This is a genomic window from Caballeronia sp. S22 (genome assembly GCF_964261745.1).
Lineage (GTDB): Bacteria > Pseudomonadota > Gammaproteobacteria > Burkholderiales > Burkholderiaceae > Caballeronia > Caballeronia jiangsuensis.
Map to the genome: position 1 here is coordinate 350,719 of NZ_OZ180036.1, position 12,624 is coordinate 363,342.

The window sequence follows — 12,624 nt, forward strand, 5'->3', positions numbered from 1 at the left end:
AAGCCGCGCGATGCTACACTTTGCGCATGAAACCTGTACGTCTCACCCGCGAGCAGAGCCGTGACCAGACGCGTCAGCGCCTGCTCGACGCTGCCCAGGCGGTTTTCACCCAGAAGGGATTCGGCGCATCGAGCGTCGAGGATGTGGCCGCCGACGCGGGCTACACGCGCGGCGCGTTCTATTCGAATTTTTCGAGCAAGGCCGAGTTGCTGCTCGAAGTGCTCAAGCGCGATCACGACACCATCATGCAGCGCCTCTCCACGCTCTTCGAAGATGGCCAGGCCTCGCGCGCCGACATGGAAGCGCGCGTGCTGCAGTATTACAGCGAGTGTTACCAGAACAACGCGTGCTTTCTGCTGTGGGTCGAAGCGAAGCTGCACGCGAGCCGCGACGCGAAATTCCGCGCGAGCTTCAATGCGTTGATGCGCGAGCTGCGGCAGACCACGACCGACTACATCAGGGCATTCTCCGAGCGCGTGGGCACGCCGCTCACGATGCCGCCGGAACAGATGGCGCTTGGCCTCATCGCGCTGTGCGACGGCGTGCAGTTCTTCTATTCGTCCGACCCGCAATCGGTGCCGGCGCAATTCGCCGAGGACGTGCTCGCACAGTTCTTCAGGCGTGTCGTGCTGAGCGCCGCCGACTAAGCGGCGTTTCATCGCCGGCGATCCGCATTGCCGGTGGCACGCATCTGGCCGATAAGCTACTCTTTGCGCGAGAGCCGGCGAGGCCGCGCTCGTGGTGTTTCGAGTTCGTTTGCAATCTCGCGAAACGGGGATGTCACGCTGGAGGGAATCTCCATGGGCGCATTCAGGCGACGCATCGAAGTGGGGCACGTCCTGACTGACGCTCGCGCGTGGATGATCACGCTCGGCATCTTCATTGGATGTGCGGCGTGGGTGTCGTCCGTGATGGCCGCGCCTTTTCCCGCCGCGATGCAAAAGTTCATCTCGCCTCCGGCCTCCGAAGCGCCTGCCGCTTCCGCGCCGTCGCCCGCGAGTCAGGCGGAAATGGTGCGTTCGCTGAACAGTCTCATCGGCACGCTCGACAACGATGCGCAACGCAGCGCGTTCGTCGCCCAACTGAAAGTGCTGCGCGACGCGACGCAGAAAGCCGTTCCGGCCACGCCCACACCCAAGCCTGCGAATGCCGATCTGCTCGGCGCGATCGCATCGGGCATCGCGTCGGTCGAAACGAATCTGGGCGATAGCCTCACGCCGGTGCGTGTCTGGAGCGCGCGCTCGGCCGCCGCCGCAAGCGAACTGCAGGCCGTCGTCACGGGCGAACGAGGCGAGTCGTCCGGGCGCATCGTCGCCGGCATGGGCGCGACGCTCGCGGTCTGGGGACTGTGCGCGTTCGTGCTGATCCGCGTTCAGCGGCACATTTTCGCGCGCTATGGCAAGGCGGTCACGTTGGCGCCGAATCCGTCATCGGTCCAACTGCTCGCCTTCGCCGTGCGGCAGACCGGGCCCTGGCTCGTCGCATTCATCGCAGTGCTGGTCTTCGTGCGCACGATGCCCGATATGCTCGGCCGCACGCTCGGGCTCGTCATCGCTTATGCGATTGTCGCGGGTTCGATCTTCTCGGCAATCTGCCTGATCGTGTTCTCGGTGTTCAGCACGGCGCATCGCCGCGTCGCCGTGCAGCAACTGCTTGCGCGCACGCCCTGGCCGCTCTTCGCGATCGGCGCATGCGGCGCGCTCGGCGATGCCACCGCCAACGCCGACGTCACGCGCCAGCTCGGTCCGAATCTCGCGGGCATCGTGTCGATCTTCGCCAGTCTCGCCGCGGCGTTGCTCTCCGGCTATTTCGCGCTCGCTTACCGGCGGCCCATCACGCATCTGATTCGCAATCGTCCGTATTCGCGCAGGCGCGATCATCAGTTCGCGACGGAAGCGCTCGATATCCTCGCGTCGCTATGGCATATCCCGATACTGCTGATCGCGGTGGCGTCGGTCGTCGCGATCATCGACGGGCGCGGTGCGGAAGGGGACGTGCTGCGTCCATCGCTGCTGAGCGCGGCGCTGCTCGTGCTCACGCTGTTCGCTTCCGCGCTGCTGCTGCATCTGACACGCCGGCGCGACACGCGTGCGCGCCGCCGCGCGCCGCATCTGACGCGGCTTCTGCACTTCGGCTGCACGCTCGTCGTGCTGCTGATCTGGCTCGCCTATCTGCGTTTCGAACTGGAACTCTGGAGCGGACCGATCGCGCGGCTCATCAAGCACAGCGCGATGACACCCGGCTTCAGGCACGCTCTGATCGCGGTGGTCGCGACGGTGTTCGGCGCGTGGTTCATCTGGATCGTCATCGATACCATCATCCTCGAAGCGCTCGGCCCGAACAGCTCGCGCAACAAGGCGCTCAGTCCCGGCGTGCGCGCACGCACGATGCTGCCGCTCGTGCGCAACGCGATCTTCGTGACGGTCGCGAGCCTCGCGGCCATCGTCGCGGCGGCGAGTCTCGGCATCAATCTGACGCCGCTGCTCGCCGGCGCGGGCGTGATCGGTCTCGCGGTCGGTTTCGGCGCGAAGTCGCTCGTCACCGATCTGATCACGGGACTCTTCATCATCGTCGAGGAGACGATCTCGGTCGGCGACTGGATCGATATCGACGGACACGCGGGCACCGTGATGGATCTCACGATCCGCACCGTTCGTCTGCGCGATGGACAGGGCGCGGTTCACACCATTCCGTTCTCGCAGATCAAGATCGTGAAGAACCTGTCGCGCGATTTCGCCAATGCGGTGTTCGAAGTGCGCGTGCCGTTCTCCTCGAAACTGGACGACATCACGCGCATGATCGTGGAAGTCAGCGCCGATCTGAGCAGTGACTTTCGCTTTCGCAACGAGATACTCGCGCCGGTCGAAGTGTTCGGCCTCGATCGCTTCGAAGCGAACTGCATTGTGGTGAAAGGGCAGATCAAGACGCGCCCGTTACAGCAATGGAGCGTGGCGCGCGCGTTCAACGCGAGGCTCAAACTCAAGATGGACGAAGCCGGCATCGAGATGATGTTGCCGCAGATGCAGCTTAATGCGTCGCCGCTGGATCGCGACGCACGCGCACGCCCCGATGAGCGCGCGCAGGCGGAGGCCCGGCATGCGGCGGACGGCGCCGCGCAGCCGGAACTCCGTGTGCTCAAGGAATCGCCCTGATCAGAACGGCCATACCCATTCCGCGATTTCCGGTTTGTCGGTGCCGTGCGTATGCGCGTATTCGAGGTGACGGATGATCGCGTTCTTCATGTCTTCCCTTAAATGCGCGGTCCGTGCCTGCAAGCGGGGCACGCGGTCGAGCACGTCGATCACGAGATTGAAGCGATCGACCTGATTGAGAATCGCGAGTTCGAGCGGCGTGTTGATGTTGCCTTTTTCCTTATAGCCGCGCACGTGCAGATTCTCGTGATTGTGGAAGCGATACGAGAGCTTGTGAATCAGCCACGGATAACCGTGAAAGTTGAAGATCACGGGCTTGTCGAGCGTGAAGAGGCTATCGAATTCACGTGGGCTCGATCCGTGCGGATGCTCGGTGTCGGGCTGCATCTTGAAGAGATCGACCACGTTCACGAAGCGCAGCTTCAGTTCGGGCAGACGCTCGCGCAGAATCGCGGCTGCGGCCAGTGCTTCCTGCGTCGCGACATCGCCGCAGGAAGCGAGGACGACGTCGGGCTCTTCGCCTTCATCGGTGCTCGCGCGCCGCCACACGCCGATGCCTTTGGCGCAATGCACGATCGCTTCGTCGATGGTCGCGAACTGCAAATGCTTCTGCTTGTCCGCGACGATGATGTTGATGCAATCGGTCGAGCGCAGGCATTGATCGGCCACGACGAGCAACGTGTTCGCATCGGGCGGGAGATACACGCGCGTGACGGAAGGGCTCTTGTTCGTGACGAGATCGATGAAGCCCGGGTCCTGATGCGAGAAGCCGTTGTGGTCCTGCCGCCATACGGTGGACGAGAGCAAGATGGTTTCCGAGGAAACCGATGCGCGCCACGGCACATGGTTCTTGCAGATATCGAGCCATTTCGCATGCTGGTTGAACATCGAATCGATGACATGCGCGAAGGCTTCGTAGGTGTGGAAGAAGCCGTGCCGCCCTGAAAGCAGATAACCTTCGAGCCAGCCGAGCAGCGTGTGCTCCGAAAGCATCTCCATCACGCGACCGTCGCGCGACAGCTCGCCGCCGTCCTCGTCTTCGGGAAGAAGATCAGCCATCCAGACTTTCTTGCTGACTTCATAGATTGCCTGAAGGCGGTTCGATGCCGTTTCGTCGGGGCCGAACACGCGGAACGTGTGCATGTTGCAACGCATGACGTCGCGCAGAAAAGCGCCGAGCGGACGCGTGTTCTCATAGAGAATCTTCCCGGCCTGTCCGACATCGACGGCATAGTCGCGGAAATCGTGCAGCTTGAGTTCCTTGCGCAGCACGCCGCCGTTCGCATGCGGATTCGCGCTCATGCGCCGCGTGCCCTTGGGTGCGATCGCCCTGATTTCTTCGCGCAGGCGGCCGGTTTCGTCGAACAGTTCTTCGGGCTTGTAGCTCTGCATCCAGCGTTCGAGCACCGCGAGATTCGCGGGGTTGCTATGCACGTCCGAGAACGGCACCTGATGCGCGCGCCACGATCCTTCGACCTTGTGGCCGTTGATCTCCTTGGGACCGGTCCAGCCCTTCGGCGTGCGCAGTACGATCATCGGCCAGCGCGGCCGCTCGACGTGCTTATCCTTGCGCGCCTTCTCCCTTATCGCGTGGATTTCGGCGATGGCGGCATCGAGCGTTTCCGCCATCTTCTTGTGCATCTCCGCATGGTCCGATCCTTCCACGAAATACGGCCGATACCCGTAGCCGACGAACAGCGCCTCCAGTTCCTGATGACTGATGCGCGCGAGGATCGTCGGATTGGCGATCTTGTAGCCGTTCAGGTTCAGGATCGGCAGCACGGCGCCGTCGCGCGCGGGATTGATGAACTTGTTCGAATGCCACGCCGTCGCGAGCGGGCCGGTTTCCGCTTCACCGTCGCCGACGACGCACGCGACGATCAGGTCGGGGTTGTCGAGCGCGGCGCCATATGCATGGGACAGGCTATAGCCCAGTTCGCCGCCTTCATGAATCGATCCCGGCGTTTCGGGCGTCACATGCGAGCCGATGTGTCCGGGAAAGGAAAACTGCTTGAAGAACTTCTGCATGCCCTCGGCGTCTTCGCTCTTGTCCGGATAGACCTCGGCGTACGTGCCTTCGAGATAGGCGGGGCCGAGCACGCCCGGCGCGCCGTGACCGGGGCCGGCCATGAAGATCACGTCGATGTCTTCGCGCCTGATGACGCGATTCAGATGCGCCCACACGAACGACAGCGCCGGGCTCGCGCCCCAGTGTCCGAGCAGGCGGTGCTTCACGTGCTCGGATTTCAGCGGCTCGCGCAGCAGCGGATTCTCCGTGAGAAAGATCATGCCCGCCGAGAGATAGTTACACGCGCGCCACCATGCATCGACGAGGCGAAGTTCGTCGCCTTCGAGCGCGGAAGATTGCGACGTGCCATTCCTGGAGTGCTTGCTCATTACAAAGGCTCCTTTCGGTGAAGGTTCATCGGCAATCGCTCATGCGCGCGAGCGATGTGATTTTGGAAAACGCGTACGCGGATCGCGGGACGCTCTTCAAGATAGTTGCTGCGCGAGCACTTGTGAAACGAGTCGTGCGAATCGGACGAAGTTATTTCGATTCGCTGCATGATCCGGCGCGATTCGCGAAAGCTTCGTTTCCGTGTCATCCGCGAGACATTATTTCTTCGATGGCGTCATTGACAGACAATGCGCCGTCAAATGAATTAAAATGATTTAAGAACGCGGGGGCTTTCTTATCACCGTAGCGTTTCGCGGGCATTCGATGACACGCCATATCCGAAGATATTGGGTCGCCGGCATCGTGGCTTTTCTAGTCGGCAACTTTGCGTCAGCCAGTGAGCAAACTCGTTTGAATCCTATTCAGCGAGTGGCGGCGAGTGTTCTGTTCTTTCCCTATCCGGCTATCATTTCGACCGCGGACGCACGTGCGTCCGCCGGGCCTCGTCATCCGCGATATCTTTTCAAAGGTACGCTGGACGCGCTTGACGCCGTTGCGTTGTCGAAATACGACAGAAACGTGCATCCTGATCTGAGTCAACTCGCCCGGGTTTCGCCGCTGCCGCCTTCGCCGACTTCGGTCCCCGTTCCGGTGCGTCCACGCGACGACATCACGCCTGACGACGACTGGCATTTCTCCGCCAATCCGCAACTCGGCGTGAATCACGAGCACGAAAAAGCCATGACTTTTTCCGTGCGCCACGATTTCTGAGCGTCAGCGTGGCTTTACGATCACGAGCAAAAATTTGAGGTTGCAGGTTGCCGATTCGGTCGCTTAAAGTTGGTGAAGCGGAGCGTGTATTTTCCCGACATCGATGGAGCCCAGGCAAATGAACAAGTTGCTTATAACCGGCGCGACGACGATGCTCACGCTTGCCGGCACGGCCCAGGCGCAAAGCAGCGTCACGCTCTACGGTCTCATCGACGCCGGCATCACCTATTCGAACAGCCAGATCAACACGACCGGCAGCGGGCACAGCAACTGGGAACTGAAGAGCGGCCCGGTCCAGTACAGCCGATGGGGCTTGCGCGGCGCGGAAGATCTGGGCGCCGGATTGAAAGCCATCTTCAATCTGGAAAGCGGCTTCAATCTGAACGACGGCCAGTACACATCGAGCAACCGTATCTTCAATCGCCAGGCATATGTTGGTTTGTCGAGCCGCGATTACGGCGTGCTCACGTTCGGCCGTCAGACCGACGACATGGTGGATTTCGTCGCGCCGCTTTCATTGACGGGCACGCAATATGGCGGCACGCATTTCGCGCATCCATTCGATATCGATAACCTCAACGATTCATTCCAGATCAATAACGCCGTGAAGTATCAGAGCCCGGATTTCGCGGGATTCAAGCTCGGCGCGTTATACGGTTTCTCCAATCAGGCCGCCGGTTTTTCGAACAATCGCGCATACAGCCTCGGCATTTCGTATCTGTGGGGACCGCTCAACTTCGGCGCCGGATTCCTGCAGCTCAACAGCGACGCCGCGACGCCGGGACAACTCAACGCGAACGGCGCCGTCACCGATACCACGGGTTCCTCGCTGCTCGGCGTGCTCACGACGCAGCCGGTCCCGCTTGGCGCACTGTCGAGCCGTCAGCAGACCTGGGGCGCGGGCGTGAATTACGCGTTCGGGCCGGCGGTGGCGGGCATCGTCTACACGCAAACCAATCTGACGCAGTTGTTCCAGACCGGTTTGAGCACGCACGTTCAGAACTTCGAAGGAAATCTGCGTTACGCGTTGACGCCGGCGGTCGAACTCTCGGCGGCGTACACGTATTCACGCGCGGGCGGCCTCGCGGGTGCGGGCAATCCGCACTGGAACCAGGTCAGTGCGATGGCCGGCTACAGCTTCTCGCGGCGCACCGATGTCTATGTTCAGGGCGTATGGCAAGGCGTGAGCGCGGGCAGCAATTCGCCACTGGGCGTCGCGTGGATCAACGGCCTCACGGCGCCGTCGTCCACGAGCAACCAGGTCGAAGCCACGGTCGGCTTGCGGCATCGCTTTTGAGCGTCGCACCCGGCTGCGCGGCATCGTCGAGCTTCTTCAGGCCGCGCGAGTCGTAGCCTGAGGGCGCGTGAGCAGACGATCCGGAGTGGGCCGAACGCCTGTGTCGATCGCGTATGGGAGCGGAATCGTCGGCGGTGCGTGTTCGGCTTGAACATCGTGCCGATGCCGGTATTTGCGTCCCCATCCGGTCACGGGCACAGCGCGTTCGTCGGTGCAGAAGTTTTCGAATTCGCGCCACGCTTCTTCGTAGTCGCCTTCGCGTGCGAGCTCGAACTGATTCCCGCCCGTCGCGCACGATGCGAGGTTCATGAACCGCTTCAAGATGGGCCGGCATGCGTGACTGATGTACGGGTCGGCTTCCTCTCGCGGCCATTCGGTCGCGGCGATGAGCATCTGACGCCATGCCAGAATGGTTTCGTTGCAGGCATTGCATTGCGCGTCGCCCTGAATGAGCGCGCTCGCTTCGAGAACGGCGGTCGCGTGCTCTTCGAATTTCGACAGCTTGATCCAGGCCGCGCGGGCGAGGGCATCCGGTTTGTCTTCGTCGAAATCGAGAAGCGCGCCGTTGCTATCCGACGGCGGCTCCAACTTCATAACAATGCCTTCTTCGTGCAGCATGACGCGCACGCCGAAATCGGCGACGAGCATCGCGAGACGGCATCCCCAGCGCATGCTCATGTCGTGGAGCCACGTTTCGTCGGAAGTTCGAAGCGCCGCGGCGATTTCCTCGCGCGCGTCGGCGAGCCATCGGCTTTGCGCAACTGCGTCTGCTGACTTCATGGCGTCATCTCGATGCGAGCGGAAGTGCCTAGCTTAACTCGCTCGACCGAAGTGCGCGTGACTTCAGCCGCCGCCGATGAACCTATCGCCTATTCGCCGCGCGCCTCGGCATAGCGTCGCGACACTTCCGGCCAGTCGATCACGTTGTAGAACGCCGCGATGTACTCCGGCCTGCGGTTCTCGTACTTCAGGTAGTACGCGTGTTCCCAGACATCGAGGCCGAGAATCGGCGTATTGCCCGACGCGATGCCTTTCATCAGCGGACTGTCCTGATTGCCGGTGCTTTCGATCGCGAGCTTGCCCTGCCTGTCGACGTTGAGCCACGCCCAGCCGCTGCCGAAGCGCGTGAGCGCGGCTTTGGTGAAGGCTTCCTTGAAGGCGTCGAAGCCGCCGAGGTCCTTGTCGATCGCATCGGCCAGTTCGCCTTCCGGCTTGCCGCCGCCGTCGGGCGACATGATCGTCCAGAAGAGGCTGTGGTTCGCGTGGCCGCCGCCGTTGTTGCGCACTGGCAGGCGGAGCGCTTCGGGCAGCGCGTCGATCTGCGCGATGAGCGTCTCGACGGCCACATCCCGATGATCCGATTTCTCCAGCGCCGCATTCAGATTGTTCACGTAAGTCTGATGATGCTTCGTGTGATGAACTTCCATCGTGCGCGCATCGATGTGCGGCTCCAGCGCGTCGAAGGCGTAGGGCAGGGGAGGCAGGGTATAAGGCATCGTGATTCTCCTTTCGGATCGGTGGACGGGATCAGTGCCGCGCCGGGCTCGCGCCATGAAGCGCGGCGTCGGCATCGGCGATTGCGCGGGTAATGAGCGGATGCGCCCGTGCCGCGCGATGTGGCGGATCAGCGCGACATACGTTTCGCGGCTGTGGCGCAACGCGGCCTGCCGCAGCGACGCGGGCCGCGCGGCGTCGAGAGACAGCGCGATCAACGCTTGATGTGCGCGGCAGAGAACCGGGGCGGCCGCGTTCGGGTCGCCTTGAGCGACGCGAAGATCGGCGAGATTGAGATGCGAGACGACGAGCGCGGCGAGACAATCGTCGGCGCGTCCGGCGGGCGGCGCGTCGATCAGGCATTGCGCGATCGCGAGCGCCCTTTCGTAATTGCCGAGCGCCGGCGCGGTTTGCCCGTCACGCTCGGCTTTTACGGCTTGCCGCATCGCGGCTTCCCATAACGACAGGCTCGGCGTGTCCGAAACCGGCTTGTCCGCGGCAAAATCCGCAATCTGCTGATGCATGGCGAGGGCTCCTGTTCCTTCGCCCTTTGCGTCGACCGGATGCCTGCGTACTCGGGTTGATTAATGATAACCATTATCATTTGAGCTTGCCAACCACGTCGTCGGCGTGGACATGCGGACGTGATTGGCCTCTACTTAGGCATTTCGTCGATGAGAGAGGGAAGCGACATTGGCCAGCCGACATCTCGATAGCCAGCAACGCGCGCACGCCGTCGCCGCGCAGGCGAGTCCCTGCGACGAACTCGTCATCCGCGCCCAGCCCGTCGGCGTCGCCGAGCCGTGCCGGCGCAAGCGCCTCGCCCTGGCGGCGACGATCCTCGGTTCGAGCATGGCGTTCATCGACGGCTCGGTGGTCAATGTCGCGCTGCCGTCGATCCAGAGCGAACTCGGCGCGAGCATCGCGGCGATGCAATGGGTCGTCGACGCGTATCTGCTGTTTCTCGGCGCGCTCGTGCTGGTCGGCGGTTCGATGGGAGACAAGCTCGGACGGCGCAAGGTGTTCATCGCGGGCATCGCGCTGTTCACGGTGGCGTCGGCGGCGTGCGGCTTCGCGCCGAGTACGAGCTGGCTGATCGCGGCGCGCGCGTGGCAGGGCGTCGGCGCGGCGCTGCTCGTGCCGGGCAGCCTCGCGATCATCGGCGCGGTGTTCGAGGGCGAGGAACGCGGACGCGCGATCGGCACGTGGGCGGGTGTCGGCGCGATCACGTCGTCGGTCGGGCCGGCGGCGGGCGGCTGGCTCGTCGATGCATTTTCCTGGCGCGCGATCTTCTTCCTCAATCTGCCGCTCGCGGCCGCGACGATCGCGCTGGCGGTCGCGTCCGTACCCGACAGCCACAACGCCGATGCGCCGCAGACGCTCGACTGGGCGGGCGCCGCGAGCGCGGCGTCGGGACTCGCGGCGCTGACCTACGGTCTCACCGAAGCGCCGTCGCGCGGTTTCGCCGATCCGCTCGTGCTCGGCATGATCGTCACGGGCGTGGCGCTGCTCGCCGCATTCGTCGCGATCGAAGCGAAATCCCGCGATCCGATGGTCCCGCTCGATATCTTCCGCTCGCGCGATTTCAGCGGCGCCAATCTCGTCACGTTGCTGCTGTACTTCGGGCTCGGCGGCGTGCTGTTCTTCCTGCCGTTCACGTTGATACGCGCGTATGGTTTCAGCGCGACCGAAGCGGGCGCGGCGGTGCTGCCGATGCCGCTCATCATCGGCTTGCTGTCGCGTTTCACGGGCGGTTTGACGAGCCGCTTCGGCGCGCGCGCGTTGCTGATCGTCGGGCCGTGCGTCGCCGGTCTCGGCTTTGCGATGCTCGCGCTGCCGTTCGTCGCGGGCAGCTATTGGGCGGGCTTTCTGCCCGCGCTCGTCGTGCTCGGGCTCGGCATGACGATCACCGTCGCGCCGCTGACGACGACCGTGATGGCATCGGTGGGAAGCGATCGCGCGGGCATCGCGTCCGGCATCAACAACGCGGTCGCGCGCGTGGCGAGCCTGCTGGCGATCGCGGTGCTGGGCATCGTGTTCGTGTGGTCGCACGACGCGGCGTTGTCGGCGCGGCTCGATCGATTGCACTTGCCGCATCAGAGCATGCGCGTGCTCGATGCCGATGCAACCGCCATCGCGCCATCGACGCCGCTCGCCCGCGCACAAGCCGATTCGATTGCCGATGCCCTGCGCGCGGTCGCCGCGTTGTCCGCCGCGTGCGCCCTTGCTGCGGCGGGCATCGCGGCGGCGACCATCCGTCGCAAGAAATAAAAAAATCCCGATGCCGGCGTGAGCCAGTCATCGGGATTCGAAGCTACGTCTTTCGCTGCGCTTTTTAGTGGCCGACGTGGGCCGGTTGTTGTTCGATCGACTTGGCGCGCTTTTGCAATGCTTCGGTCGTCTGACCTTCGCCGTCCGGCAGCCAGCCCGGAGGACGCAGCAGGAAGCTGATCGCATCCGACACGCTCTTCGCGTTGAACATGTCCTTCCCGAGACTGACCCAGTGCTGCATTTCGACGACGATCGGGTTATGCGAGGTCACCGGCGTCGTCAGACCGTAGACACAGGGCTCATCGGCGCGCTCTTCGACGTAGGTGCCGAACAGGCGATCGAAGATGACCAGCACGCCGCCGAAGTTCGCATCGAGATAGGCCGCGTTCGATGCATGGTGCACACGATGCGCCGACGGCGTGTTGAACACATATTCGAGCCAGCCGAGCTTCGGAATCCACGTTGCGTGCAGCCAGAACTGATAGAGCAGGTTGATCGACACGACCGCGAGCACCACATCAGGCTTCACGCCGAACCACACGAGCGGAGTGAAGAAGATGGCCGATCCGGCGATCTTGGTCAGCCAGCCGAGACGAAACGCGGACGACAGCGTCAGCTGGTTCGGCGAGTGATGGACCGCGTGATTCGCCCAGAAGAAGCGGATCGTGTGCGACGCGCGGTGATACCAGTAGTAGCAGAACTCCTGTCCGATGAAGAGCAGGAAGAGCGTGAGCGCGGTGTTCGTCGTGACCGTGTGGATGCGATGCTCCCACGCGAAGTTGAAAACAGGCGTCGCGAGCGAGATCGGCACGAACGTGAGCAGCTTGCGGCCGATGAGGTCGGCGAGCGAGATCCAGGTCTCGTGCCAGTCGAAGGCACGGTCGGTGCCCTTGTGCTTGAAGTGCAGGACGATGGCTTCGATCAGCGACGCGGTGAGAACGATGCCCATCGCGTACAGCGAGATTTTCCCGAGCAGTTCCAGTTCCATGATGGTTCGCCTTGGTGGGTGGTTGCGAATGAACCCATTGTGGCGATCGGCCCGGTTAAAAACCACGCACAAACTATTTCATGGAATGTCATGGACCGCCCGCAAAGCCTTGTGGCGTAAGGGGCGGGGGTTTTGTGCGAGTTGTTTCAGGGGATGTCGGCTAGCCGGCCAACTTGAGCCATGCCTGTGTCTGCGCACGGCTATTGAGCGTCGCATCGTGAGCGCTTGCCGTCGTAAGCAGCTTACGAGAACC

Annotated in this window: 9 protein-coding genes; 5 read left to right on the forward strand and 4 right to left on the reverse strand. The window is 63.0% G+C overall.

Annotated elements, in window-relative coordinates; translation table 11 throughout:
- Window positions 1–26: 26 nt before the first annotated feature.
- Entirely contained in the window at window positions 27–647 is a 621-nt protein-coding gene (locus ACEN42_RS16715; RefSeq protein ID WP_035507271.1) for a TetR/AcrR family transcriptional regulator, read from the forward strand.
- 153 nt (window positions 648–800) lie between these two features.
- Window positions 801–3,152: a mechanosensitive ion channel family protein gene (locus tag ACEN42_RS16720; protein ID WP_371881885.1), complete on the forward strand. Its 2,352-nt coding sequence runs from the start codon at window positions 801–803 to the stop codon at window positions 3,150–3,152.
- Here ACEN42_RS16720 and ACEN42_RS16725 read toward each other — a convergent pair whose 3' ends face one another.
- The gene (locus ACEN42_RS16725) at window positions 3,153–5,549 is read right to left on the reverse strand and encodes a phosphoketolase (RefSeq protein WP_371881886.1); all 2,397 of its coding nucleotides are present in this window, start codon (window positions 5,547–5,549) and stop codon (window positions 3,153–3,155) included.
- A gap of 325 nt (window positions 5,550–5,874) precedes the next feature.
- Between ACEN42_RS16725 and ACEN42_RS16730 the strand changes: the two genes are divergently transcribed.
- Together ACEN42_RS16730 and ACEN42_RS16735 are read left to right on the forward strand one after the other, a co-directional pair.
- Window positions 5,875–6,321 (forward strand): hypothetical protein, encoded by a 447-nt coding sequence (locus ACEN42_RS16730; RefSeq protein ID WP_250484972.1) that lies wholly within the window; start codon window positions 5,875–5,877, stop codon window positions 6,319–6,321.
- A gap of 118 nt (window positions 6,322–6,439) precedes the next feature.
- Window positions 6,440–7,618, forward strand: coding sequence for a porin (locus ACEN42_RS16735; protein WP_187608002.1), 1,179 nt, complete (start codon window positions 6,440–6,442; stop codon window positions 7,616–7,618).
- Window positions 7,619–7,654: 36 nt separating this feature from the next.
- On the opposite strand, the gene ACEN42_RS16740 is transcribed toward ACEN42_RS16735, so the two are convergent.
- Window positions 7,655–8,398: a hypothetical protein gene (locus ACEN42_RS16740; protein WP_371881887.1), complete on the reverse strand. Its 744-nt coding sequence runs from the start codon at window positions 8,396–8,398 to the stop codon at window positions 7,655–7,657.
- A gap of 89 nt (window positions 8,399–8,487) precedes the next feature.
- Window positions 8,488–9,114 carry a superoxide dismutase gene (locus ACEN42_RS16745; RefSeq protein WP_371882237.1) on the reverse strand — a complete coding sequence of 209 codons (627 nt, stop codon included), beginning with the start codon at window positions 9,112–9,114 and terminating at the stop codon, window positions 8,488–8,490.
- Window positions 9,115–9,805: 691 nt separating this feature from the next.
- On the opposite strand from ACEN42_RS16745, the gene ACEN42_RS16750 reads away from it, so the two are divergent.
- Window positions 9,806–11,383: an MFS transporter gene (locus tag ACEN42_RS16750; protein ID WP_371881888.1), complete on the forward strand. Its 1,578-nt coding sequence runs from the start codon at window positions 9,806–9,808 to the stop codon at window positions 11,381–11,383.
- 64 nt (window positions 11,384–11,447) lie between these two features.
- Here the strand turns inward: ACEN42_RS16750 and ACEN42_RS16755 are convergent, their stop codons facing one another.
- The gene (locus tag ACEN42_RS16755; RefSeq protein WP_371881889.1) at window positions 11,448–12,371 is read right to left on the reverse strand and encodes a sterol desaturase family protein; all 924 of its coding nucleotides are present in this window, start codon (window positions 12,369–12,371) and stop codon (window positions 11,448–11,450) included.
- Window positions 12,372–12,624: the final 253 nt, after the last annotated feature.